The sequence below is a fragment of the Streptomyces sp. APSN-46.1 genome, from assembly GCF_022815725.1.
In the GTDB taxonomy this organism is placed as follows: domain Bacteria; phylum Actinomycetota; class Actinomycetes; order Streptomycetales; family Streptomycetaceae; genus Streptomyces.
In genome coordinates, this window is record NZ_JALGRF010000005.1 from 1 (window position 1) to 24,709 (window position 24,709).

General features: G+C 73.2%; 21 protein-coding genes. 7 read left to right on the plus strand and 14 right to left on the minus strand.

Features of this window, described 5'->3' with window-relative positions; genetic code table 11:
* Nucleotides 1–424: 424 nt before the first annotated feature.
* A complete protein-coding gene (locus MTF65_RS16305) occupies nucleotides 425–1,432 on the minus strand; it encodes a stage II sporulation protein M (RefSeq protein ID WP_243629430.1) in 1,008 nt (335 codons plus the stop codon).
* Nucleotides 1,433–1,544: 112 nt separating this feature from the next.
* Between MTF65_RS16305 and MTF65_RS16310 the strand changes: the two genes are divergently transcribed.
* Nucleotides 1,545–2,483: an RDD family protein gene (locus tag MTF65_RS16310; protein ID WP_243629431.1), complete on the plus strand. Its 939-nt coding sequence runs from the start codon at nucleotides 1,545–1,547 to the stop codon at nucleotides 2,481–2,483.
* A 3-nt stretch (nucleotides 2,484–2,486) separates the two neighbouring features.
* Here the strand turns inward: MTF65_RS16310 and MTF65_RS16315 are convergent, their stop codons facing one another.
* Together MTF65_RS16315 and ahcY are read right to left on the minus strand one after the other, a co-directional pair.
* Nucleotides 2,487–3,104: a hypothetical protein gene (locus MTF65_RS16315; RefSeq protein WP_243629432.1), complete on the minus strand. Its 618-nt coding sequence runs from the start codon at nucleotides 3,102–3,104 to the stop codon at nucleotides 2,487–2,489.
* A 103-nt stretch (nucleotides 3,105–3,207) separates the two neighbouring features.
* Nucleotides 3,208–4,644 (minus strand): adenosylhomocysteinase, encoded by a 1,437-nt coding sequence (gene ahcY, locus MTF65_RS16320; protein WP_243629433.1) that lies wholly within the window; start codon nucleotides 4,642–4,644, stop codon nucleotides 3,208–3,210.
* Nucleotides 4,645–4,946: 302 nt separating this feature from the next.
* On the opposite strand from ahcY, the gene lepB reads away from it, so the two are divergent.
* A complete protein-coding gene (lepB, locus tag MTF65_RS16325; RefSeq protein ID WP_243629434.1) occupies nucleotides 4,947–5,594 on the plus strand; it encodes a signal peptidase I in 648 nt (215 codons plus the stop codon).
* A 68-nt stretch (nucleotides 5,595–5,662) separates the two neighbouring features.
* Here lepB and MTF65_RS16330 read toward each other — a convergent pair whose 3' ends face one another.
* The 6 genes from MTF65_RS16330 to MTF65_RS16355 form a co-directional block, all read right to left on the minus strand.
* The gene (locus tag MTF65_RS16330; RefSeq protein WP_243629435.1) at nucleotides 5,663–6,589 is read right to left on the minus strand and encodes a cation diffusion facilitator family transporter; all 927 of its coding nucleotides are present in this window, start codon (nucleotides 6,587–6,589) and stop codon (nucleotides 5,663–5,665) included.
* 95 nt (nucleotides 6,590–6,684) lie between these two features.
* A complete protein-coding gene (gene manA, locus MTF65_RS16335; RefSeq protein ID WP_243629436.1) occupies nucleotides 6,685–7,842 on the minus strand; it encodes a mannose-6-phosphate isomerase, class I in 1,158 nt (385 codons plus the stop codon).
* Between the two features lie 51 nt (nucleotides 7,843–7,893).
* Nucleotides 7,894–9,027 (minus strand): SIS domain-containing protein, encoded by a 1,134-nt coding sequence (locus MTF65_RS16340; RefSeq protein WP_243629437.1) that lies wholly within the window; start codon nucleotides 9,025–9,027, stop codon nucleotides 7,894–7,896.
* A gap of 72 nt (nucleotides 9,028–9,099) precedes the next feature.
* Nucleotides 9,100–9,285, minus strand: a complete 186-nt coding sequence (locus MTF65_RS16345) for a Trm112 family protein (protein WP_243629438.1) — start codon at nucleotides 9,283–9,285, stop codon at nucleotides 9,100–9,102.
* Between the two features lie 81 nt (nucleotides 9,286–9,366).
* Nucleotides 9,367–10,737 carry a phosphomannomutase/phosphoglucomutase gene (locus MTF65_RS16350; RefSeq protein ID WP_243629439.1) on the minus strand — a complete coding sequence of 457 codons (1,371 nt, stop codon included), beginning with the start codon at nucleotides 10,735–10,737 and terminating at the stop codon, nucleotides 9,367–9,369.
* 77 nt (nucleotides 10,738–10,814) lie between these two features.
* Nucleotides 10,815–11,261 (minus strand): DUF3499 domain-containing protein, encoded by a 447-nt coding sequence (locus MTF65_RS16355; RefSeq protein WP_243629720.1) that lies wholly within the window; start codon nucleotides 11,259–11,261, stop codon nucleotides 10,815–10,817.
* 297 nt (nucleotides 11,262–11,558) lie between these two features.
* On the opposite strand from MTF65_RS16355, the gene MTF65_RS16360 reads away from it, so the two are divergent.
* Nucleotides 11,559–11,942, plus strand: coding sequence for a metallopeptidase family protein (locus MTF65_RS16360; protein WP_243629440.1), 384 nt, complete (start codon nucleotides 11,559–11,561; stop codon nucleotides 11,940–11,942).
* Between the two features lie 69 nt (nucleotides 11,943–12,011).
* Here MTF65_RS16360 and MTF65_RS16365 read toward each other — a convergent pair whose 3' ends face one another.
* From MTF65_RS16365 to MTF65_RS16375, 3 genes are all read right to left on the minus strand, one after another.
* The gene (locus MTF65_RS16365; RefSeq protein WP_243629441.1) at nucleotides 12,012–13,505 is read right to left on the minus strand and encodes a DUF5719 family protein; all 1,494 of its coding nucleotides are present in this window, start codon (nucleotides 13,503–13,505) and stop codon (nucleotides 12,012–12,014) included.
* Entirely contained in the window at nucleotides 13,502–17,116 is a 3,615-nt protein-coding gene (locus MTF65_RS16370) for a glycosyltransferase family 2 protein (RefSeq protein WP_243629442.1), read from the minus strand. The genes MTF65_RS16365 and MTF65_RS16370 overlap by 4 nt, the downstream gene beginning before the upstream one ends.
* Before the next feature lie 227 nt (nucleotides 17,117–17,343).
* Nucleotides 17,344–17,607 carry a WhiB family transcriptional regulator gene (locus MTF65_RS16375; protein WP_003983763.1) on the minus strand — a complete coding sequence of 88 codons (264 nt, stop codon included), beginning with the start codon at nucleotides 17,605–17,607 and terminating at the stop codon, nucleotides 17,344–17,346.
* A gap of 650 nt (nucleotides 17,608–18,257) precedes the next feature.
* On the opposite strand from MTF65_RS16375, the gene MTF65_RS16380 reads away from it, so the two are divergent.
* The 3 genes from MTF65_RS16380 to MTF65_RS16390 are packed head-to-tail and all read left to right on the plus strand — an operon-like array spanning nucleotide 18,258 to nucleotide 21,098.
* Entirely contained in the window at nucleotides 18,258–18,779 is a 522-nt protein-coding gene (locus MTF65_RS16380; RefSeq protein WP_243629443.1) for a cysteine dioxygenase family protein, read from the plus strand.
* A gap of 28 nt (nucleotides 18,780–18,807) precedes the next feature.
* Nucleotides 18,808–19,767, plus strand: a complete 960-nt coding sequence (gene cofD, locus MTF65_RS16385) for a 2-phospho-L-lactate transferase (protein WP_243629444.1) — start codon at nucleotides 18,808–18,810, stop codon at nucleotides 19,765–19,767.
* Complete coding sequence (locus MTF65_RS16390; protein WP_243629445.1) at nucleotides 19,764–21,098, plus strand: coenzyme F420-0:L-glutamate ligase; 1,335 nt, start codon at nucleotides 19,764–19,766, stop codon at nucleotides 21,096–21,098. The genes cofD and MTF65_RS16390 overlap by 4 nt, the downstream gene beginning before the upstream one ends.
* 33 nt (nucleotides 21,099–21,131) lie before the next feature.
* On the opposite strand, the gene MTF65_RS16395 is transcribed toward MTF65_RS16390, so the two are convergent.
* The gene (locus MTF65_RS16395; protein ID WP_243629446.1) at nucleotides 21,132–22,139 is read right to left on the minus strand and encodes a DNA-3-methyladenine glycosylase; all 1,008 of its coding nucleotides are present in this window, start codon (nucleotides 22,137–22,139) and stop codon (nucleotides 21,132–21,134) included.
* Nucleotides 22,140–22,321: 182 nt separating this feature from the next.
* Nucleotides 22,322–23,731: a peptidoglycan recognition protein gene (locus MTF65_RS16400; RefSeq protein WP_243629447.1), complete on the minus strand. Its 1,410-nt coding sequence runs from the start codon at nucleotides 23,729–23,731 to the stop codon at nucleotides 22,322–22,324.
* 139 nt (nucleotides 23,732–23,870) lie between these two features.
* Here MTF65_RS16400 and MTF65_RS16405 point away from each other — a divergent pair, with 139 nt between their 5' ends.
* Nucleotides 23,871–24,620 (plus strand): TIGR03089 family protein, encoded by a 750-nt coding sequence (locus MTF65_RS16405; protein WP_243629448.1) that lies wholly within the window; start codon nucleotides 23,871–23,873, stop codon nucleotides 24,618–24,620.
* The last annotated feature ends 89 nt before the right edge of the window (nucleotides 24,621–24,709 follow it).

Consider the following 24,709-nt stretch of genomic DNA (forward strand, 5'->3'; position numbering starts at 1 on the left):
CAACTTCTGGCGTTGATTTTTGGCACGCTGTTGAGTTCTCAAGGAACGGACGCTTCCTTTGTACTCACCCTCAGTAATACTTACTGGGGCTTTCCTCCGGGCTTTCGTTCTGTTCTTGCGTTTCCGACTCTATCAGAGTCAGTCCCGCTCGCTTTCCAGGTTCTTCGCTTTCACGCTTTCCCTTTCCGGCGATTCCGACTCTATCAGAAGTTTTCCACCGGATTTCCCGGCTTCGGATTCCTGGATGAGGAGTCGGTTGTGCCCGCTTGGAATTCAATTCCTGCGGACGAGAGAGATTTTAAACCATCGTGGGCGAGCTTGTCCAGCACGCGCAACTGTCTAAATCTACCTCCCCACGCCGACCGTGTCAACAGTCTTTGCGGGACGACGAGGAGACTAGCAGCTCCGGGGGGTCGGACGCACATCAGGCCGCGGTGGGCAGGGCCGCCGTCTGGTCGGCGGCCTCCACGTCGCCCACCTCGCCGGCGCGGGAGGCCCGGCCGCCCAGGATGTAGACGTACGCGAGGAACGCGGCCTCGGCGGCGATGCCGATGGCGATACGGGCCCAGGTGGGCAGGCCGGAGGGGGTGACGAAGCCTTCGATCAGGCCGGATACGAAGAGGACCACCGCGAGGCCGATCGCCATGCCGAGCGCGGCCCGTCCCTGTTCCGCGAGGGCCGCGCGGCGGGTGCGGGGGCCCGGGTCGATGACCGTCCAGCCCAGGCGCAAGCCCGTGCCCGCGGCGACGAAGACGACCGTCAGTTCGAGCAGCCCGTGCGGGAGGATCAGGCCGAGGAACACGTCGAGGCGGCCGGCCGAGGCCATCAGGCCGATGCCGACTCCGAGGTTCGCCATGTTCAGGAAGAGGATCCAGAGCACCGGCAGGCCCAGGAACGCGCCCAGGACCAGGCACATCGCGGCGGCCTGGGCATTGTTCGTCCAGACCTGGGCGGCGAAGGAGGCCGCCGGGTGACTGGAGTAGTACGTCTCGTACTGGCCGCCCGGCTTCGTGAGCTGTTTCAGCTCTTCGGGGGCCGCGATGGCCGCCTGGACCTCGGGGTGCGCGGCTATCCACCAGCCGATCAGCACGCCGATCGCCACGGAGAGCAGCGCCGTCGGTATCCACCAGCGGCGGCTGCGGTACACGGCGGCGGGGAAGCCGGCGGTGAAGAAGCGGGCCGCGTCGCGCCAGCCGGCCCGGCGGACGCCCGTGACGGTGGCGCGGGCGCGGGCGACGAGCTGGGTCAGGCGGCCCGTGAGCATGGGATCCGGGGCGCTCGACTGGATGAGCGAGAGGTGGGTGGAGGTGCGCTGGTAGAGCGAGACGAGTTCGTCGGCTTCGGCGCCGGTCAGACGGCGGCCGCGGCCCAGGAGCTGCTCCAGCCGGTCCCATTCCTGCCGGTGGGCCGAAACGAAGACGTCGAGATCCATGCTGGTTACCGCTCCCCTGCCCCAGGTCCCTGCTTCGGCCTACTCCTGCTGTGGTCAGCTTGGCAGACTGGACGCCACAGGGGCGGGGCAGGTCAGTGAAAGGTGCGCAGCGGTGAGCGATCTGGTGACGGGGGACGCGGTCGTCCTGGGTTTGCGGCCGGCGAGGCTGCCGAGCCGGGCGCTCGCGTTCAGCCTCGACCTCGCGGTGTACCTCACCGGCTACCTGCTCGTCTCGATCGGGCTGCTCTACGCGACAGCCTCGCTCGACGCGGCCGCGAACGCGGCCGTGACCCTAGCGAGCTTCCTTCTGGTGCTGGTCGGCGTGCCGATCGCGGTGGAGACGCTGAGCCACGGGCGGTCGCTGGGCAAGCTGGCGTGCGGGCTGCGGGTGGTGCGGGAGGACGGCGGTCCGATCCGGTTCCGGCACGCGCTGGTGCGCGGGGCCATGGGGGTCGTGGAGCTGCTGGGGACCTTGGGGACGGTGGCGTGCATCGCCTCGCTGGTGTCGGAGCGGGGGCGGCGGCTCGGCGATGTGTTCGCCGGGACGCTGGTGGTCCGGGAGCGGGTGCCGGGGGCGCGGGTGATGCCGGTGCCTCCGCCGCCGCCGTGGCTGGCCGGGCGGTTCACGGGGCTGGACCTGTCGGCGGTGCCGGACGGGCTGTGGCTGGCGATACGGCAGTACCTGACGCGGATGAACCAGCTCGACCCGGCGGTGGGTACGGCGATGGCGGCGAAGCTGGCGGACGAGCTGGTGGCCCGTACGGGCGCGCAGCCGCCGGCGGGGGTGCCGGCTGCCGCGTTCCTGATGGCGGTGGTGCACGAGCGGCAGTCGCGGGACGCGGCGCGGGCGTTCGGCGGGCAGCGGGCCGCCGCTGCCGCCGCTCCCCCGGCCGCGGCGCCCGTGGTGACGCCGCCGGTGATGCCGCCGCTCGTGCCGCCCGTCGCGCCGCCGGTGGCTCCGGTCATGCCGCCCGCGGCTCCCGTAGCTCCCGTATCCCCCGCGGCTCCCGTACAGCCGGCGCGCGGTACCGGGTTCGCGCCGCCGGCCTGAGCGTCACTCCTCGAAGGTCGAGGGCGGCGTCTCCAGGTGTTCGAGCTCGATGCCGGGCGCGGAGAGAACCACGTCTCCGGCGATGTGGACGGTGTGGACCTCACCGGTGTCCAGGGCGCTGATCCGATACTCGTCCACCAGGAGCGGACCGCTGTCCGTGGGGTGTTCCTCGCGCTTCACGAGGGCCCAGGCCTGGTCGACCGTACGGGGTGCGAGCACCGGGTCGGTGAGGGCGACCAGCCGGACCCGGGTGGCGGGGGCGCCGGGGGTCAGGCGCAGCAGGCGGGACGTGGCGACGAGGAAGGCCGGGGAGGTGCCGGTGAAGCCGGGGGCCTGGACGTTGCCTTCGGTGGCCTCGGCTCCGGTGGGGTCGGTGCGGACCCAGGTGACGCCGTCGATGGCGGCGCCGCGGACCTGCCAGCTCGCGGCGTTGGCCTCCAGGCGGATGGGGCGGCCGAGTTCGTCGATGGCCAGGTCGAGGGAGCCGCGGTGGTCGCCGCCCGGGCCGGTGAGCTGGGCGACGTAGCGCCAGCCGGAGGGGCCGGGGGCGCAGTGGAAGTGTTCCTCGCCGAGCGGGGTGTGGTCGTGCGGGTCGTGGAGCGAGTAGCGGCCGCGGGGCATCGTGTCGGTCCTTGGGTGGGTACGGGGCAGGCCCCCGGCTTTCTCCGCCGGGGGCCTGCGTGACGTGCTGCCGCTACTGCCGCGTCGGGATCAGTAGTCGGGATCAGTAGCGGTAGTGGTCCGGCTTGTACGGGCCCTCGACCTTGACGCCGATGTAGTCGGCCTGCTCGGGACGCAGGGTGGTGAGCTTGACGCCGAGGGCGTCGAGGTGGAGGCGCGCGACCTTCTCGTCGAGGTGCTTGGGCAGCACGTAGACGCCGGTCGGGTACTCCTCGGGCTTGGTGAACAGCTCGATCTGGGCCAGGGTCTGGTCCGCGAAGGAGTTCGACATCACGAACGACGGGTGGCCGGTCGCGTTGCCCAGGTTCAGCAGACGGCCCTCGGAGAGCACGATCAGGACCTTGCCGTCGGGGAACTTCCAGGTGTGGACCTGCGGCTTGACCTCGTCCTTGACGATGCCCTCGATCTTCGCCAGGCCCGCCATGTCGATCTCGTTGTCGAAGTGGCCGATGTTGCCCACGATCGCCTGGTGCTTCATCTTGGCCATGTCCGAGGCCATGATGATGTCCTTGTTGCCCGTGGTCGTGATGAAGATGTCCGCGATCTCCACCACGTCGTCCAGCGTGGCGACCTGGTAGCCGTCCATCGCCGCCTGAAGGGCGCAGATCGGGTCGATCTCGGTGACGATGACGCGCGCGCCCTGGCCGCGCAGCGACTCGGCGCAGCCCTTGCCGACGTCGCCGTAGCCGCAGACGACCGCGACCTTGCCGCCGATGAGGACGTCGGTGGCGCGGTTGATGCCGTCGATCAGGGAGTGGCGGCAGCCGTACTTGTTGTCGAACTTCGACTTGGTGACGGCGTCGTTCACGTTGATCGCCGGGAAGAGCAGGTCACCGGACTGCATCATCTCGTAGAGACGGTGCACACCGGTGGTGGTCTCCTCGGTCACGCCGCGGATCTCGGACGCGAGCTGCGTCCACTTCTGCGGGGTCTCGCCGAGGGTGCGGTTGAGCAGGGTGAGGATGTACGCGTACTCCTCGGAGTCCGCCGTGGACGGGTCCGGGGCCTCGCCGGCCTTCTCGAACTCGACGCCCTTGTGGACGAGGAGGGTGGCGTCGCCACCGTCGTCGAGGATCATGTTCGGGCCGCAGGTGGGGGTGTTCGGCCAGGTCAGCGCCTGCTCCGTGCACCACCAGTACTCCTCCAGCGTCTCGCCCTTCCAGGCGAAGACGGGGATGCCCTGCGGGTTCTCCGGGGTGCCGTTCGGGCCGACGGCGATGGCGGCGGCCGCGTGGTCCTGGGTGGAGAAGATGTTGCAGGAGGCCCAGCGGACGTCGGCGCCGAGGGCGACGAGGGTCTCGATGAGCACGGCCGTCTGCACGGTCATGTGCAGGGAGCCGGTGATCCGGGCGCCGGCCAGCGGCTGCGTGGCCGCGTACTCGCGGCGGATCGACATCAGTCCCGGCATCTCGTGCTCGGCCAGGGTGATCTCCTTGCGGCCGAAGGCGGCAAGGGAAAGGTCGGCGACCTTGAAGTCCATGGGTGCTGCTCCTCATGGTTCGAGAGGGTGGGTACGGCTGGGCCGCGCACCGGCCGTGCCTGAGCAGGGCGGTGCACCGAGCACAGTCCGTCGGGGGCCCTCTCTCCCCTCGGCCGGTCACGAGGACCGCCCGACCGCCATCAGCAGCGACGCCTGACACTGCCTGAGAATCTACACCGATCAGCGCCGCGCGCCCCAGTGGGTTGGGGACCGCACGCGCGGAATCCGGCCACCGGCGGCCGTCACGACCCATACGATGCGCGCACGCACGTACGGCCGGGAGGGGACGGAAGATGGAGCGCATGCCGGGGCGGAGACTCGGAATCGGGGCGCTGGTGCTGCTGGTGGCCGGCGCGGTGCTGACCCTCGCCGTGGCGTTGGGGGTGGGCGTCCTCTTCGGGGACGGGTACGTGTCCCGCTCCATCCCGTCCGATTCGATGGACCCGACGTACCGGCTCGGGGACACGGCCTACTTCACGGTCGCCGCCGGGAAGGAGGTCCGGCGTGGGGACATCGCCCTCATCTCGGCTCCGACCTGGATTCCGGAGGCGGACATCCTGAAGCGGGTGGTGGCCCTCGGCGGCGACCGGATCTCGTACGAGCCCGGCGATCCCACGCTGACGCTCAACGGTGAGCCGCTCGTCGAGCCGTATCTGAAGGACCGGGCCCGGCCGGCGGTGGCCGCCTTCGACGTGACCGTGCCCGAGGGACGGATGTTCGTGATGGGCGACAACCGCGAGAACTCCTTCGACTCGCACCTGCGGATCTCCGACCACGACGGGACCCTGCCCATCTCGGCGGTGCGGGGGAGGGCGACCGCGACGCCCGTGGGCTTCCTGGCGGCCGGCGCGGCGGGCGTCCTGGGGATCGTCGTGTTCCTCGTCGGCGGCGCTCTGGGCGTCGCGGCCCTCGTGGTGCGGGGGCGTGCGAGGCGGGTGCGTCGCGCGTAACGCGAAGGCCCCCGCGGCGCGTTCGCGTCGCGGGGGCCTTCGCACGTCCGTGGCCGGACGGTGGGGTGTCAGCCCTTGGCGGCCTCGGCCTTGTAGATGTCCGGTTCGAGGTAGATCACGCGGGCGATCGGGACCGCCTCGCGGATGCGGGCCTCGGCGGCGTTGATGGCGTCGGCCACCTCGGTGGCGGTGTTGTCGTGCTGGACGGCGATCTTGGCGGCGACCAGCAGTTCCTCCGGGCCGAGGTGCAGCGTGCGCATGTGGATCACGCGGGTGACGGTGTCCCCGTCGACGGCGGCGGCCATGATCTTCTCGACGTCCTCGGGGCCCGCCGCCTCGCCCAGCAGCAGGGACTTGGTCTCGGCGGCGAGGACGACGGCGATGACGAGCAGCAGGGTGCCGATGCAGAGGGTGCCGATGCCGTCCCAGACGCCGTTGCCGGTGATCAGCGCGATGCCGACGCCGCCGAGGGCGAGGACGAGGCCGACGAGCGCGCCGAGGTCCTCCAGGAGCACCACGGGCAGCTCGGGGGCCTTGGCGCGCTTGATGAACTGGGGCCAGGACAGCGAGCCGCGGATCTCGTTCGACTCCTTGATCGCCGTGCGGAAGGAGAAGCTCTCCGCGATGATCGCGAAGAGGAGCACGCCGATCGGCCAGTACCAGGCTTCGATCGGGTGCGGATTCTTGACCTTCTCGTAGCCCTCGTAGATGGCGAACATGCCGCCGACGGTGAAGAGCACGATGGAGACGAGGAAGGCGTAGATGTAGCGTTCCCGCCCGTACCCGAAGGGGTGTTGGGGTGTGGCCTCGCGCTGGGCCTTCTTCCCGCCCAGGAGCAGCAGGCCCTGGTTTCCGGAGTCCGCCAGTGAGTGGACGCTCTCGGCGAGCATCGACGACGAGCCGCTGAAGACGAATGCCACGAACTTGGCTACAGCGATGGCGAGATTGGCGGCGAGTGCCGCCACGATCGCCCTGGTACCGCCCGACGCGCTCATGGGTGCTGGATGTCCCTTCCTCGGTACGGCGACCCATGCCGGAGCGCCGCGCTACGGGCGCACATTGTTGCAGCCGCTGGTAGGGACGGCGCGCGTCAGACCACCACAGTGGCACGGAAAACCGTACCCACCCCGGATAGTTCGGTCTTTTCGGACGCCGGTACGAAGACGGACCGGCCCGGGGACAGCGTCACTTCGCCGGCCTTCGGACGGCCCGCGGTGCACAGCAGGATCTGCGGGGCGCCGGAGGGCAGGGGGCGGGGGGCGCCGCCGGGGGCGAGGAGGAACCGGGAGAGCCGGAACTCGTCGATGGGGGACTCGTAGACCTCCTCGCCGTCGCCCTCGGGGCGCAGGACGGCCGGGTCGCCGGGCTCGAACTTCACGATCTTCAGCAGTTCCGGCACGTCCACGTGCTTGGGGGTGAGGCCGGCGCGCAGCACGTTGTCGGAGTTGGCCAGCAGCTCCACGCCGAGGCCGTCGAGGTAGGCGTGCGGCACCCCGGCGCCGAGGAACATGGCCTCGCCGGGCTGGAGTTCGACGTGGTTGAGCAGCATGGCCGCGATGACGCCCGGGTCGCCCGGGTACTCGTGGACGAGCGAGGCATACGGCTCGTACGGGCCCGCGAGGCGCTCGGCGGCGGCCGCGGCCTCGTGGACCGTACGGGCCATCTCCGCGCGGTCGGCGGTCAGTACGGCGGTGAACATCTCCCGCAGGGCCGCCTCCTCGGGGTGGGCGTGCAGGAGGTCCACGTAGGGCTTGAGCGAGTCGACACCGAGGCCGTCGAGGAGCTCGGCGCTCTCCAGCGGGGCCCGGAATCCGCACAGTCCGCTGAACGGGGTGAGCGCGCAGATCAGCTCGGGCTTGTGGTTGGGGTCCTTGTAGTTGCGGTGAGCGGCGTCGATCGGGACGCCGCGGCGCTCCTCGTCGGCGAAGCCCTCCTTGGCCTGGGCCAGGTCGGGGTGGACCTGGAGGGACAGTGGGGCGCCGGCGGCGAGGAGCTTGAGGAGGAAGGGCAGTCGGGGGCCGAACTTCGCGACGGCCGCCGTGCCGAGTTCGCCCTCGGGGTCGGCGGCGATGACCTCCGCGAGGGTGATCTCGCCGGCCCCGCGGTCGAGGCGGGAAGGGGCTCCGGGATGGGCGCCCATCCACATCTCGGCCTGGGGCTCACCGCTGGGCTCCGTCCCGAGGAGTTCGGGGATCGCGGTGGGGGAGCCCCAGGCGTAGGGGCGGATCGTGTTCGTCAGGCGGTCCATCGTCATCTTCCTGGATGAAGGGCCGGGTCCACGGCGTCCAGGGGCGATCCCCTAGCCGTTTCCCCTCGACGCCAGCGCCAGGTAGGCGGTGGCGAAATCCGTGACGGCGAGGAGTTCGGCGAGCTGCTCCAGCTCCCCGCCCTCCTCCGGTTCGAGTTCGCTGATGGCCGTGTCGTGGCTGAGGGCGAGCTCGCGCGCCGCCGGGGCGGCGGTGAGACCGCCGGTCGGCTGGTCGCGCAGCAGGACGACGCGGGCGCGGAGGGCCTGCGGCTCCTCCACCCGGTCGCGGAAGAAGTCGTCGGGGTCGGCGCCCGCGGCGAGGGAGCCGGCGAGCAGGACCCCGTGGGCGGGGAGCGCCTCGGGCAGTTCGGCGGCCAGCGCGGGGCGGCCTGCGAGCTCGGCGAGGGTGGCGGCGAATCGGCGGCCGGCCGGGCCCGCTCCGGCGCCCTCGCTCCAGATGAGCGGGAGGGAGTCGGCGAGCTCGGCGGCGAGCGTCTTGGCCGGGTTGGAGTACGTGGCGATGGCGGGCCCGCAGCGCTCGGCGGTGCGGTCGAGCCGGTCGGCGACGCGCTGGAGGGTGTCGGGGGCCGCGGTGATCAGCCCGACCTTGTCGAGGAGGACCAGCAGCGGCGTCAGCAGGGCCCACAGGGCGCCGGGTCCGGCCGCGGCGGACTCGTCGTACTCCTGGTACGGGGCCTTGGCCATCGGTACGAGGACCCCGTGCGCGCCGTCCACCGCCTCGCTCAGGGGCGATCGCTCGGGCGCGACGGCGACGACGGCGCAGCCGCGCCGGTAGGCCTGCTCGGCGAGGAGGGCGAGGCCGGGTTCGGTGCCGTCGGTGGTGGCGATGAGCAGCAGGTCCACCGGTCCGGCCCAGCCGGGCAGCGCCCAGCGCAGCGCCCCGGCGGCGTGGGCCACGCCGGTCGGGTGCAGCCGGGTCACCGGGGCGGAGGCCCCGGCGAGGGCGCCGAGCAGGTCGGCGACGCCGGTGGCGGCCGTCCCGGGCCCGGCGATGAGCACGGCGCGGGGTCTGCCGTCGGGGTGCAGGTCGGCGAGTCCGGCCTCGGTCGCGTGCCGGGCGGCGGTGCGTACTCTGGCCCCGGCCTCGGCGGCGCCGCGGAGCAGGCCGCGACGGTCGGCGCGGGCGAGATCCTCCGGTGCGTCGAGGAGCGACTCGTCGAGCATGGCGGCCTCCGGCAGTGTTGGTGACGGACCCAGGGGGACGGGGACGGAACCGGTCTCGGCTTCTGCGGGGCCTTACGCCGGGCGGCGGGCCTCGTCCACGAGGAGAACGGGGATGCCGTCGCGGACGGGGTAGGCGAGGCCGCAGTCCTGGCCGGTGCAGATCAGCTCGGGTGCCGCTTCGTCCGCCGACTTGTCCTCAAGGGGCGCGTGGCAGGCGGGGCAGGCGAGGATCTCCAGAAGACCGGCTTCGAGCGGCATTGAGCTTCCCTTCAAACATGCGGATTGGGCGAGGTCAGCGTACCGCCGGGCCGCACGCCGCGCGGCCCGGCGCGGGCGGTGTCAGGCGCGGACGAGCGCGAGGACCTCGTCCTTGATCTTGGCGAGCGTGGCCTGGTCGCGGGCCTCGACGTTGAGGCGGAGCAGCGGCTCGGTATTGGAGGGGCGCAGGTTGAACCACCAGTCCGCGGCGGTCACGGTCAGGCCGTCCAGCTCGTCGAGGGTGACGCCTTCCTGGGAGGCGTACGCCTCCTTCACCGCGGCGAGGCGGCCCGTCTGGTCGGCGACGGTGGAGTTGATCTCGCCGGAGCCGGCGTACCGGTCGTAGGAGGCGACGAGCTCGGAGAGCGGGCCCGCCTGGCCGCCGAGGGCGGCGAGGACATGGAGCGCGGCGAGCATGCCGGTGTCCGCGTTCCAGAAGTCCTTGAAGTAGTAGTGCGCGGAGTGCTCGCCGCCGAAGATGGCGCCGGACTTGGCCATCTCCTCCTTGATGAAGGAGTGGCCGACGCGGGTGCGGACGGGGGTGCCGCCGTTCTCGCGGACGACCTCCGGGACGGACCAGGAGGTGATCAGGTTGTGGATCACCGTGCCGGTGCCGCCGTTGCGCGCGAGCTCGCGGGCCGCGACGAGGGCCGTGATCGCGGACGGGGAGACGCCCTCGCCGCGCTCGTCGACGACGAAGCAGCGGTCGGCGTCTCCGTCGAAGGCGAGACCGAGGTCGGCGCCCTCGGCCTTCACGCGGGCCTGGAGGTCGACGATGTTCTTCGGGTCGAGGGGGTTGGCCTCGTGGTTCGGGAAGGTCCCGTCGAGCTCGAAGTACATGGGGACGAGGTCCAGCGGGAGGCCCGCGAAGACGGTGGGGACGGTGTGGCCGCCCATGCCGTTGCCCGCGTCGACGACGACCTTGAGGGGGCGGATGCCGGTGAGGTCGACGAGGCCCTTGAGGTGCTCGGCGTAGCCGGTGAGGGTGTCCCGCTCGGTGATGGTGCCGGGGACGGTGCCCGCGGGGACGGCCGGGGCGCCCTCGTCCGTCCACTTCTCGGCGAGCTCGCGGATGGTGGCGAGGCCGGTGTCCTGGCCCACGGGGGCCGCGCCGGCGCGGCAGAGCTTGATGCCGTTGTACTGGGCGGGGTTGTGCGAGGCCGTGAACATCGCGCCGGGCAGGTTCATCGACCCGGAGGCGTAGTACAGCTGGTCCGTGGAGCACAGCCCGATGAGGGTGACGTCCACCCCGCGGGCGGCGGCGCCGCGCGCGAAGGCCCCGGACAGGGCGGGCGAGGAGGGGCGCATGTCGTGACCGACGACGATCGCCGCGGCTCCGGTGACCTCGACGAACGCAGCGCCGAACAGCTCGGCCAGGGACTCGTCCCACTCATCCGGTACGACGCCGCGTACGTCGTATGCCTTGACGATGTTCGAAAGATCTGCGGCCACTGCCTGCCCTCCTGAAGGTCCTGTGCGCTGGAGCAAACCTACCGTGCAGGGGGTGCCGTTATTCAGATGAACGGGTGTCAGGAATCTGGCGAACGGAGGACGCGCAGGTGTCCGCGACGGGCCTGTCCGGTGGCGGGGCCGTTGCCGGTGGTGCCGCCCGGGCCGCTTCCGCCGGCCCCGGCCCCGGCGGCGCGGTCGTGCGGGCGGGCCGCCTCGCGGACGGCGTTGGCCAGGGCTTCGAGGTCGTCACCGCTCGGGCGGGACGGCGCGGAACCGTCGGACAGACGTACGACGTCCCAGCCGCGCGGGGCGGTCAGGCGCTCGGAGTGCTCGGCGCACAGGTCGTAGCAGTGGGGTTCGGCGTAGGTGGCGAGCGGGCCGAGAACTGCGGTCGAATCGGCGTAGACGTACGTCAGTGTTGCGACGGCAGGGCGGCCGCACGCGGTGCGCGAACAGCGACGTACAAGGCTCACGACGTTGGACGGTACCGCACTCTTGACCGGGCCGCGACGACTCTCCCCCAGGTCGCTCGCCCGTGTCGTGGGGTCAACTCGGCCACGGGGGCCGGAAAGGCGGGGGTCCGTGGCCGGAATGTCCCGGCTGTGGCGGCGGGCCGCGGGCGGGGCGGAGGCGGGGCGGAGGTGCCTGGTGAGGGCTACCCTGCGGGGGTGACGGACAGCCCTCTGCCTCCCAGCCCCGCCGGTTCTGCCGGTTCTGCCGGATCTGCCGGATCTGCCGGACCTGTTCAACCCGGCGGGCCCGGTGGGCCCGGTGCCCCCGACGAGCCGCGGCCGCGCCGGCGGGACCGGCACGGGCGCGGGATGCGGGGGCCGGTGGCGCCGCCTCAGGTGCCGCTGTCGGCGAGCCGGGCGGAGCTGTTCGGGGACCTCGTACGGGATTCCGTGGAGCGGCTGGAGCGGCGCTGGCCGCAGCTGGCCGAGGTGGAGTTCGTCGTCGCGGACGTCCCCGGTCCGCCCGGCGGGCCGGACGGCGGCTGGAACGACGAGGCGGTGCCGTTGGGGGGGCTGGTGGAGGCCCGGGACGGGCGCCCGGCCCGGATCGTGGTGTTCCGCAGGCCGGTGGACATCCGGACCAAGTCGCGGGACGAGAAGGCCCTGCTGGTGCACGAGATCGTGGTGGAACAGGTGGCGGAGCTGCTGGGTCTGTCACCGGAGACGGTGGACCCCCGGTACGGCCAGGACTGAGGCCCTTGCCCTGGCCGGGCACACCCAGCCTCGCCGGCGAGGCTGAGGTGGTGCCCGGCGGGGCTGAAGTCAGCGGGTGGCGGTCGAGAGGTCCTGGAGGGCCTTGGGGACGAGGACCGTGGAGTGGTCGTCCGTCAGGGGCTGGACCGTGAACATCGGGATGCCCTCGTGCGGGAGCGTCAAGGTTCGCGAGGCGTGGACCGGGCCCCCGGAGAGGGTTTCGACGGTCAGGGCGTACGCGCCCTTACCGCCCGAGGGGGCCGGCGGCGGGGACACCGGCAGGGTGGTGCCCGCCTTGACCTCGAACTCCTTGGTCTCCGGCTCGCCGCCCTCGGTGCCCGGCGAGGCCGTCACCCGGACCTTCGCGTCGGCCTTGCCCGGCGCGCTCAGGTACAGCACCGTCGCGTTCTCGCCGGTCCGGTTGTCGGCGACGGTGGCCCGCGCCCCGACCGGCCCGGTGGCCGGGATGAAGCCCAGTTCCTGCTTGGCTCCGCTGCCACGGACCACCCGTAGCGCGGCGACGACCGGTACGGACTTCTTCGCGTCCGCCGGGGTGAGCACCAGCGAGCCGGCCTCGCCCCGGGTCACGTCCTTGAGGTCGAGGCTCGCCGTCATGCCCGCCTTGAGGTGCAGCGCCTCGTTGCCCGCCGGGCTGATCGCGCCGCCCGGCCCGGCCAGCCGGACCGACAGGTCGGCGTCCTCCTCACCGGGCGCGAACGCGACCAGCCGTACGGAGGTGGCGTCCGCCGGGATGCCGGGGAGCACGAGCGAGCCCGCCGGATCGGTGGAGGCGGGCAGCCAGTCGGTGCCGACCCCGTCCTCGGCGACCTGCACCGCGGCGCCGACCCGGCCGGAACGGGTCGTCACGTGCGCGGTGACGTCCGCGAGCTGGGCCTCCGGCACGAGCGTGGACAGCAGAAGCTTCTGGCTCGACTTCGGGGCGATGGTGATCCGGTCGCGGCCGGACTCGGACGTGACGGCGCCCTCCGGTCCGAAGAGCTTCACGTCCACCTCGGCCGCCGTGTCGTCCGGGTTGGTCAAGTGGAGGTAGTCCTCACGGCCCTTGGCGGTGGCGACGGCGGGGAACCAGAAGTCGGTGCCGGGGGCCGTACAGCCGATGCCGAGGACGCCGCGCGCCCGGCCGACCGAGACCTTGGTGGTCTGCTGGACCGTCCAGCCCGGGGCGAGGGCTCCCTCGGCGATGCCGGTCAGCGCGGGTGCCTCGGAGCCGGAGGAGGTGGCGCCGACCGGCTTGCCGGGCTCCTTGGGTTCCAGTACCGCCTTGGCGTCCTTGGTCGCGCCGAGCAGCCGGGCCGCGCCCTTGCCGTCGCCCTTCGCGCCGGCGGCCGCGGCCGGGGTGTACGAGGTGTACGCGGTGTCGGCGATGTCCGAGGTGCTGGGCGCCGGGCAGACCAGGGCGGACCGCTCCACCGGCATCCGGGCCGCCGCCGTCTTCTTGCCGTCGGCGGCCGGGGCGGCGGGTCCGGTGAGGGAGGCGATGCCGGTGACGGCGGCGAGCGCCGCGGCCACGGCCGCCAGCGTCAGGGGTGCGCGCTGCTTCACTGCTGGGGGCTCCCGTCCGGACGCGGCTGGTGCTGTGCGTGGGGGTCGTGGGGGTGGTGGGGGTGGTGGGGGTCGTACTGCTCGTACGGGTACGGGTACTGCTGCTGGTCGTAGCCCTGTTGCTGGGGGTACTGCTCGTACTGCCCGCCGTACTGCGGGGCCGGGGCCGGGGCCGGGGCCTGGAGGTACTGCTGGGGCTGCTGCGACGGGTCCGCGTACGCCTGGTACGCGTACGCGTCCTCCCCGTACGCCGGCTGCGCCGGGATCTCCGCGTACGGATCGGCGGCGGCGGCCGCCTCCACGGGGGTCGGCGCGGCCGCGGTCTCCGCCTCGGCGCGCAGCCGGCGGGCGCGGCGGCCCTCGCCGGCCTCGCCGGGGCCGGGCTGGGCCGGGACGGCGGCCTCCTCCTCCGGCAGGTCGTCGTCGAGCCGGGCCCGGCGGCCGGGCAGCGCCATCACCAGCAGCACCAGCGCGAGCGCGCCCTGCGCCCAGTGCCAGGCGGTCCGGCTGAAGGAGTCCTCGTGGATGAGGTCGAGCCGGCCGCCGCCCGCGGGCAGGTCGAAGCCCTGGGCCCAGCCGTCCACCGTCTTCGGCTTGAGCGCCTTGCCGTCGAGGGTGGCCTTCCAGCCGGCGTCGGCGCGGTCGGCGATGCGCAGGACCCGGCCCGCCTCGCCCGCCTCGATCTTGGTGTGGGCCTCCACGGGCCCGGAGGCGACGGGGATCGGAGCCTGGCCCTCCTGGCCGGAGAGGATCACGGCGCGGGGCAGCGGCGGATCGACGGCCCACAGGGCGGTGCCGTCGGGCTGGTGGCGGCGGGTCAGGCCCGGGGTGGCGTCGAGGGTGCGGCGCACCTGCTCCTGGGCGCCGGCGCGGATCATGACGTAGCGGATGGCGAAGCCGCCGAGCTGGTCGGACTGGTCGGCCCCGGAGCCCGAGACCAGGCCGGAGACGGCCTTGTCGAGGCGGGTCGCGCTGCCGGACTCGGCGGCGATCTCGGCGTCGCCGAGGCGGACGCCGGAGCCGCGGACGAGGGTGTAGGTGACGGTGGTGGGCGAGTCGCCGCCGAGGATCAGGGTGCGGTTCTGGTTGCGGTCGCCGCTCTCTTCGGCGACGAACGCCGGGACCTGGACGGGATCGCGCCGCTCCAGCGGCCCGTCGGCGCCACTGACGATCCAGCCGGCCGCGCCGAGCAGCGGGCCGACGGCGGCGCCGAGCGCGATGAGGGCGGCCAGCGGCTGGCGCCAGCCGAAGCTGCTGGCGGCGACCCGCTCCTTGGCGCCGTCCGCGCCGAGCACGGCGGCGGCGAGCAGGGCCAGTCCGTAGACGAGGGTGGCGGGGCCGGCCCAGCCGGTGCGGTTGACGAGGACGGCGAGGAGCAGGGCGGCCAGGGCGGCGGCCCAGGCGGTGCGGATGGCGAACTGCCGGTCGGCGCGGAGCAGGGCGGCCAGGGCGGCGAGCACGATGCCGATCAGCAGCAGGCCGCCGGCGGTCCGGGGGCCGCCGGGGCTGATCCCGAGCAGGTCCAGGGCGCCGGCCGAGCCGGCTCCGTAGGGGAGGCCGGCCTCGCGCAGGAAGCGGCCGGGGTGCGTGAGCAGGCCCAGGGACCAGGGGGCGAGCGCGAGGAGCGGTACGGCGAGGGTGGCGAGGAGCCGCGGGGCGTACGTCTTCCAGCGCGCCCGGTGCCGTACCAGCGCGGCGGCGCCGAGGGCGGCGGCCAGCGGCCATACGACGGGGGTGAAGGCGGTGGCCAGGGTCAGCAGCAGGGTGTACGTCCACACCGCGCGCCAGCTGCCCCGCTTGTCGGGGGCCCCGTCGGCTGCGCCGAACCCGAACGCGGCGACGGCGGCGCGGGCGATGAGCGGGAGCAGGATCGCGAGGACCGCAGTGCCGAGGCGGCCCCCGGCGAGGGCGCCGGTCACGGCGGGGAGGAAGGCATAGGCGACGGCGGCCCAGGCGCGCAGCAGCCGGGACTCGACGAGGGGCCGGGAGGCGAAGTAGGCGGTGAGTCCGGCGAGCGGCACCGAGCAGACGAGCAGCAGGGTCAGGGCGTACTGGGTGGAGCCGAACAGCAGGGTCGAGAAGGCGCCGAGGACGGCGAGGTACGGGGGTGCGCCGGCGGTGGAGCCGGTGCCGACGGCCTGCCAGTCGCCGGTGTAGCCGCGCCAGAGGTCGAGCCCGTTGTCGGGGGCGGGCAGCAGGGCGCCGCCCATCAGGGTGCCGCCGAAGAGCAGGGCCCGGCAGGCGGCGAGGGAGACGAGCAGGAGGACGGCGAAGAGGACGGGCGCGGGATTGCGGGCGATCCGTTTGAGGCGTCCGAACTGCTCGATGTCGAGGTAGTCGGCGTCCTCGCCGCCGGGACCGGATTCGACGGCTCCGCCGTGTCGGCCGGCGGCGGCGGTCTCGGTGACGCGGTCGCCGCCGACGTACCCGGCGAGCTGTTCGGCGTTGGCGCGCAGGGTGGCGCCGGGCGGCGGGAAGAGCGGGCGCAGCTCCTTGGCGGGAACGGCGGCGCGGCCCCGGGCGCGGCGGGCGCCGAGGATCCGGCCGGGGCGGAGCAGGGTGGCGAGGAGGCCGGTGAACTCGTCGACGGCCTGGCCGGGGGCCTTGCCGACGAGGTAGGCGAGGGTGCGGAGCACGGTGCCGACGACGAGGCGCAGCAGGACGTACGGCAGGGCGCGGCCGGAGCTGTTGGCCAGCATCGTGTAGACGGCGCCGGCCTTGTCGACGCGGTGCGGGCTGGCGGAGCCGCGGCCGGCGCAGTCGACGGTACGGCGTTCGCGTGCGGAGGCCTCGGCGTGCCGCAGGACGGCGTCGGGGGCGACGAGGACGGTGTGGCCGGCGCGCTGGGCGCGCCAGCACAGGTCCACGTCGTCGCGCATGAGGGGGAGGCGGCGGTCGAAGCCGCCGAGGGCCTCGTAGACGTCGCGGCGCACGAGCATGCCGGCGGTGGAGACGGAGAGGACGGGGCGGACCTGGTCGTGCTGGCCCTGGTCCTGTTCGCGGCGGTCGAGGCCGGTCCAGCGGCGGCCGCTGCGGGCGATGGTGACGCCGGCTTCGAGGAGCTGCCTCTTGTCGTACCAGCCGCGCAGCTTGGGGCCGATGACGGCGGCGTCGGGGTTCTCGTCGGCGACGCGCAGGAGTTCGGTGAGGGCGTCGGGCTCGGGGGCGCAGTCGTCGTGGAGCAGCCAGAGCCACTGGACGGGTTCGCCGTACGGGAGCTCGGGGAGGTCGTACGCGTCGTCGCGCCAGGTGCGGCTGACGGGGTCCCAGCCGCTGGGGCGCTTGAGGTACGGGAGGTCCTCGGGGGTCAGGGTGGCGGCGGTGCGGGCCGCTTCCTCGACGGCGGCGCCGAATCCGGTGCGGCGGGCGAGGTGGAGGACGCGGTCGTGGCCGAGGGCCTCGCCGATCAGCCGGGCGGAGTCGTCGGCGCTGCCGGTGTCGGCGGCGATGTGGTTCTGAGCGGGGCGTTCCTGGCCGAGGAGGCCGGCGAGCGTTTGGGGCAGCCAGCGGGCGCCGTCGTGGGCGACGAGGACGGCGGTGACGACGTGCCGGGGGAACTCGGGTGTGGCGGCAGCCTGGTGGGAGGCCGTCGACTGACTGTACGGGGACATCGCGGTACGGGCCCTCCGGCCGGGAGGTCCGGGGGTGGTGGGCCCTCGGAGGCTGCTGGACAGCGCCCCACACTAACGGCTGGGAACACAGCGGTCCGCCTCCTGCGGGGAAGGTGCGGGAGGCGGACCGTTTGCCCTGCTCGTTGTGCTCTGCTCGTTGTCCTCGTTTTGCTCTGCGGGTTGCTCCGCTATGCCGTGGGCGCCGGTCGGGCGGCGCTGGGGCCGTCTCAGACCGCGGCCTTTTTCAGGCGCCGGCGCTCGCGCTCGGACAGGCCGCCCCAGATTCCGAATCGCTCGTCGTTGGCGAGGGCGTATTCAAGGCATTCGGAGCGGACTTCGCAGGCGAGGCAGACCTTCTTGGCCTCGCGGGTGGAGCCGCCCTTCTCGGGAAAGAAGGACTCGGGGTCGGTCTGGGCGCAGAGGGCCCGCTCCTGCCATCCGAGCTCCTCGTCCGCTTCCTCGACCAGCAGTTCCTGAAACAGCTCGGTCATGTGCGCCCCTCGCTCTGTCTGTGCGTCCCCGTCGTTGCCGTTACTGATCGATATGTAACGACACGAGTGAAATTACAAGTGGGTGGCTCCAGCGCAGTCAAGCCGAGATCTGCTATTGGGCCCCTTATTCACTCTGCGGAACCAAGGCTATACAGAAAGTGTTCATATCGCCAAAAATCGTGACACAAAGCACGGCCCCACCGCGCCCGCCCACGTCGGTACTCGACGCGTCACCCTGTGGCGGGGGTTGCGATCCGGCCGAACATGCGGCGCAGATCACATTCTGGTCACGAGGTGGCATCGGCAGGTTTAGCGCTGCACGGGCAGGCGCGAAGCGTGCTGTGGAGCGCCACATCCCCTGGCGTGGAGTGCACAAACCTTTCTCCGTGCGCAGTAACCGGATGAGGTGAAACTTTTGCCCCAAACCAGACATTGGGTTGACAGCCCGACCCCGGGCCCGTTCTCCTTGTCTGCATGTCAGTGACCGCAGCCGCCACCCGGACCCCCATTCGTGGGTTCCTGTGGGCTGCCCAGGTTCGCTGTTGCTGTTGCGGCTGTTGATGCCTCCGGAGCCTCGGCTCCCGTGAGCTCCGGCCACCACCCCGACAGCAACCGCCAGCACGACTGACATCCGTCGAGGAACCCCCACGATGAACAGCACCCCGCTCGCCGCCCCGGTCTCCGTCGAGAGCGACCTCCAGATCGCCGGCGACATCCTCTCCGTCCAGCACCTCCTCCAGCCCGCCCGCGAGCACCCGGCCACCGTCGCCGAGTTCGTCGGCCTCGCCCGCTCCATCGCCGCGGACCGCGCGAGCTGGGAGCACCTGGTCGAGTACGACGCCACCACCCGCTGGTACCACCGGCTGCGCACCGGCCCCGGCTACGAGGTCTGGCTGCTCAGCTGGGTCCCCGGCCAGGGCAGCGGCCTGCACGACCACGGCGCCTCCTCCGGCGTCCTGACCGTCCTCGACGGGGAACTCACCGAGCACGGCCCGCGCGGCCCGCTCGCCCTCGGCGCCGGCGCGCAGCGCGTCCTCGCCCCCGGCTACGCCCACGAGGTCGTCAACGACACCCTCGACGGAGCGGTCAGCCTGCACGTCTACTTCCCCGGCCTCACCGAGATGCCGATGCACAACTGCTCCCCGGCCCGGCCGGAGGCCCTCTCCGTCTGACCGTCGGGCGCCTGACAGACTGCCGTCCATGCGCATTGTTGTTCTGGCCGGCGGTATCGGCGGCGCCCGTTTCCTCCGCGGACTCAAGTCGGCGGTCCCCGAGGCGGACATCACGGTCATCGGCAACACCGGTGACGACATTCACCTGTTCGGGCTGAAGGTGTGCCCCGATCTGGACACGGTGATGTACACCCTCGGCGGTGGCATCAACGAGGACCAGGGCTGGGGCCGCACCGACGAGTCCTTCACCGTCAAGGAGGAACTCGCGGCGTACGGGGTCGGACCCACCTGGTTCGGCCTCGGCGACCGCGACTTCGCGACCCACATCGTCCGTACGCAGATGCTCGGCGCGGGCTACCCGCTCAGCGCCGTCACCGAGGCGCTCTGCGACCGCTGGCAGCCCGGGGTCCGGCTGCTGCCCATGTCCGACGACCGGGTCGAGACCCACGTCGCGATCACCGAAGCGGGCACGGGAGAGCGTCGCGTCATCCACTTCCAGGAGTACTGGGTCCGGCTGCGCGCCTCGGTGGACGCGGAGGCCATCGTCCCCGTCGGGGCCGAGCAGGCCAAGCCCGCGCCCGGCGTGCTGGAGGCCATCGCGGCCGCCGACGTCATCCTCTTCCCGCCGTCCAACCCGGTGGTCTCGGTGGGGACGATCCTCTCCGTTCCCGGGATCCGGGAGGCGGTGGCCGCCGCCGAGGCGCCCGTGATCGGCCTGTCCCCCATCGTCGGGGGCGCGCCGGTGCGCGGGATGGCGGACAAGGTGCTGGCGGCGGTCGGCGTGGAGACCACCGCCGCGGCGGTCGCCCTGCACTACGGGACCGAGTTGCTGGACGGCTGGCTGGTGGACACCGCCGACGCGGACGCGGTCGCGCGGGTGGAGGCCGCCGGGATCACCTGCCGGGCGGTGCCCCTGATGATGACCGACCTGGCGGCCACGGCGGAGATGGCCCGGGCGGCGCTGGAGCTGGCGGAGGCCTCGCGGTGACCGCCGCGCACGTTCCTCCGGCTCACGTTCCTCCCGCGCACGGTCCCTCGTACGAGGTGTGGGCCGTCTCCGGGATCCCGGAGGTCCGGCCCGGGGACGACCTGGCGGCGCTGATCGCGGCGGCCGCGCCCGACCTGCGCGACGGGGACGTCCTGCTGGTCACCTCGAAGATCGTCTCGAAGGCGGAGGGCCGCGTCGTCCGGGCGGATTCGCGCGAGGACGCCATAGACGCCGAGACGGTACGGGTGGTCGCGCGCCGGGGCACCCTGCGGATCGTGGAGAACCGGCGGGGACTGGTCATGGCGGCGGCCGGCGTGGACGCCTCCAACACCGAGCCCGGCACGGTGCTGCTGCTGCCCGAGGACCCCGACGCCTCGGCCGCCGCGATCCGCGAGGGGCTGCGGGCGGCGCTCTCGGTGGACGTGGGCGTGGTGGTGACGGACACCTTCGGGCGGCCGTGGCGCTCCGGGCTCACCGACGTGGCCATCGGCGCCGCCGGCGTACGGGTGCTGGACGACCTGCGCGGCGGCACCGACGCGCACGGCAATCCGCTGACCGCGACGGTGGTGGCGACGGCCGACGAGCTGGCCGCGGCCGGCGACCTCGTCAAGGGCAAGGCGGCCGGGCTGCCGGTGGCGGTCGTGCGCGGGCTGGCCCACGTCCTGGGCGAGGGGTCCACGGGACGGGACCTGGTGCGCGCGCCGGCCGATGACATGTTCCGGCTGGGGACCTCGGAGGCGGTACGGGAGGCCGTGACGGGGCGCCGTACGGTGCGGGCCTTCACGGCGGACCCGGTGGACCCGGGCGCGGTCCGGCGCGCGGTGGCGGCGGCGGTGACGGCCCCGGCTCCGCACCACACGACGCCGTGGCGGTTCGTGCTGCTGGAGTCGGCCCCGGCCCGGCTGGAGCTGCTGGACGCGATGCGGGACGCGTGGATCGAGGATCTGCGGCGGGACGGCAAGTCCCCGGAGTCGATTGCCAAGCGGGTACGGCGCGGGGACTTCCTGCGGGCGGCCCCGTACCTGGTCGTGCCGTGCCTGGTGACGGACGGGGCGCACGACTACGGGCACGCCCGGCGGGACACCGCCGAGCGGGAGATGTTCGTCGTCTCGATGGGCGCGGGCGTGCAGAACTTCCTGGTCGCGCTGGCCGGGGAGCGGCTGGGGTCGGCGTGGGTGTCCTCGACGATGTTCTGCCGGGACGTCGTACGGAAGGTGCTGGGCCTTCCGGACGACTGGGACCCGATGGGCGCGGTGGCCGTGGGGCGCGCCGCGGAGCCGCCGCGGGAGCGGCCGGCGCGGTCGGCGGAGGCGTTCATCGAGGTGCGGTAGTCCTCACCGTGCGGTGACTCGTGACTCGGTGACTCAGAGCCGGCCGATGTCGGTGCGCGGCATGCCCGGCATGCGGCGGGGCGGCGTGTGGCCGGCGAGGAGGATGAGGCGGGCGGCGCGGTGGCGCTGGCCGGCGTACGGGGCGAGGAGCTCCAGCATGGCCGCGTCGTCGGCGTCGCGGTCGCCGGCGAGGGCGTAGCCGACGATGCCGGGGAGGTGGAGGTCGCCGGTGGTGACGGCGTCGGCGGCGCCGTTGCTGCGCTGGAGGGTTTCGGCGGAGGTCCAGGGGCCGATGCCGGGGACGGCCTCCAGGCGGGCGGCGGCCTGCCCGAGCTCCATGGCGGCGGCCTCCTCCAGGCGGTTCGCCACGCGGGCGGCCCGGACGATGGTGGCGGAGCGTTTGGAGTCGACGCCGGCCTTGTGCCAGTCCCAGGACGGGATCAGGGCCCAGGCCCGGGCGGTGGGCATCACGTACAGGCCCTGCGGGGCCGGGCCGGGGGCGGGCTCGCCGTACTGCCGTACGAGGCGGCGCCAGGCGCGGTAGGCCTCGTCGGAGGTGACCTTCTGTTCCAGGACGGTCGGGATCAGGGATTCCACGACGAGTCCGGTGCGGGTGAGGCGCAGGCCCGGGCGGCGGCGGTGACTGGCGTGGACGAGGCGGTGGCGGGGGACGAAGGCGGCGGGGTCGTCGGCCGCGCCGAGGAGTGCGGGGAGGTTGTCGAGGGCCCAGTCGGCGCCGGGCCCCCAGGCCTCGGCGCGGATGTCGGCGCCGTCCTTGGCCAGGCGGAGGGTGGCGGGGCCGTCGGGGGTCTGGCTGGTCTTCCAGACCGAGCCGTCGGGGGTGGTGCGGAAGGTGGGGTCGGCGGGGCCGCGCCGCAGCGGCCCGAGCGTGAGCCCGAGGTCCACGGCCCCCTCCGGCGCCCACACCCGGTCCTTCGCCCCGCCCCCGGCCGCCCGGCCCCGCCCGGGGGGCACGTCGGTCCGCCCGCCGCGGGCCGCGGTGGGGGTGAGCGGGATGCGGGGGTCGAAGCGGCCGGCCATTCCTTGAGCCTATGCCCTTGCCGCCACCCAGCCTCGCCGGCGTTTGAGGCACCGCCGGGCACATTCCAGCCTCGCCGGCGTTTGAGGCGCGAGCCCGCACTTTCAGCCCCCGCCGGGCATCTTCAGCCTCGCCGGCGAGGCTGATTTTGCCCAGCGGGACTCCCACTCACATGCCGGCCAGGCTAGCGGCCCTGGAGGGTGGCGGATGTGGTGCGGGTCGGAGGGAGTTGGCCGTAGAGCTTCTTGCCCGGGCATTCCGTCGCGAAGCCGTCCCGGTGGCCCGCGATGACGTTCATCGCGACGTAGGTGCCCTTGGGGAAGCGGTTGCCGCCGCCCGACTTCAGGATGGTCCTCGCGCGCGGGTCCCGGCCGAAGAGGCCGAGCTTCCACGCCGTGACCTGCGCGACCGCCTTCACGGCCGCCGCCGGTGGGGCCGAGGTGGTGTAGGTGCCGAGCACCGCGATGCCCATGCTGTCCGTGTTGAACCCCATGGTGTGCGCGCCGAGCACCGGCCTGGCGACTCCGCCCGCGCGGCCCTCGTAGACCGTGCCGCACTTGTCGACGGCGAAGTTGTAGCCGAAGTCGCGCCAGCCGCTGCTGAGCACGTGGTAGCGGTACAGGCTGCGGATCACCGCCGGGGCGTCCTTGCAGGCGTAGTTGTTGCCGGAGGCGGTGTGGTGGACGAACGCCGCCTTGACCGTGTTCGTGTAGACGAAGCCCTTCTCCCGCAGGGTCTCGTCCGCGCCCCACCCCTTGCGCGTCACGATCCGCGGGCGCGGGCCGATGAACGGGCGGGCGGCCGCGGAGAGGGCGCCCTCGCTGGCGAAGACGGCGTCCGCCGTGGAGTCGGCCTTGTTGAGCGCGGGGATCTCGTTCGCGCCGAGCGGGGCGTGCGGGAGGTTGGCCGAGGAGGATTCGGCCGTCTCCATCGTCATGCCGGGGACGGGCACCACCGTGCCCTTGCCGTCGCCCGCCGGGTCGTCGGTGCCGTTCTTGCCGTCGCCCGGGGCGGTGGAGCCGGACACGCCCGGGTCGACCAGTTCGATCCGCATGCCCTGCGGCAGGCGGCTCGCCGCGCGCGTGGTGCCCGTGCCCGGTTCCGCCTGGACGCGGACCTCCACGCCGTCGGACTCGCCGACCCACAGCGGGGCGGTGGCGCCGCGGACCTTGCCGCTGCCGCGTTCCGCCGAGTCGGGGTCGGCGGCGTGCTCGCTGTTGTGCGTCTCGACGTCCTGCCAGTCGGACCAGGTCGCCGTCCGCTTGGAGCGCGTACGGACCTGGACGTGGCCGAAGAGCTCGGCGCTCGCGTCGTCCCAGACGACGCCGACCAGCGAGAACGTGGTGACCTCACGTGCCGTCAGGCCCCGTGTCTCGGGCAGTCGGGGCGAGGCGCTCATGCCGGGGACGCCGGGGCTGCGGTCCGTCGACGGCCCCAGGGGGACCAGCGGCAGCGACTGGGTGGACCCGGCGGGGTTGACGGGGGCGACCGCGCCCGTGGGCTGGGCGGCCAGGGCCGGAGTGGAGAGCGCGAGCGGCAGCGCCAGTGCGGCGGCCGTCGCGACGCCGATCGAGGAAGCAAGGAATCCACGCATGAAAGCATGCTGAACACACCCGCGGCGGCGCGCCATCCGAGAACTGACGATCCGTCCGGTTCCCACCCCGGTACCCCTCCCCCGTACGGAGGAGCGCGGGCCCTCCTTACGGGGGACGGTCCCGCGTAACCTGGGCCGGGTGAACGCCACTGACCGCACCCCTGCCGACCTGCTGCGATCCGCGCTCGCCGCCGATCCGGGCCGCCCCCTCGTCACCTTCTACGACGACGCCACGGGCGAGCGCGTCGAATTGTCCGTCGCCACCTTCGCCAATTGGGTGGCCAAGACCGCCAATCTGCTCCAGGGCGACCTGGCCGCCGGGCCCGGCGACCGGCTCGCGCTGCTGCTCCCCGCGCACTGGCAGAGTGCCGTGTGGCTGCTCGCCTGCGCCTCGGTCGGGGTCGTCGCCGAGGTGGGCGGGGACCCGGCCGACGCCGACCTCGTCGTCAGCGGGCCGGACTCGCTGGACGAGGCCGCGGCCTGTTCCGGTGAGCGGGTCGCGCTCGCGCTGCGTCCGCTGGGCGGGCGGTTCCCGCAGCCGCCCGCCGGGTTCGCGGACTACGCGGTGGAGGTGCCGGGCCAGGGCGACCGGTTCGCCCCCTTCGCGCCGGTCGAAGCGGACGGCCCCGGGCTTGTGGTCGGCGGCGAGGAGCTCTCGTACGCACGGATCGTCGAGCGGGCCCGCGAGGACGCGGCGAAGCGGGGCCTCGGCGAGGGCTCGCGGGTGCTGTCCGGGCTGGGGTACGACACCTGGGAGGGCCTCTCGGCCGGGCTGTTCGCGGCGCTGGCCACCGGCGGTTCGGTGGTGCTGTGCCGGCACCTGGACCAGCTGTCGGCGGACGGGCTGGCGCAGCGGATCGAGAGCGAGCGCGTCACCCACACCGCCTAGGACGGACGGGGCGGGGCGTCACCCGGAACGCCCAGCGCTCTGTCACCCGGAACGCCGAGTGATCGTCACCCGGAACGCCCAGTGATCCG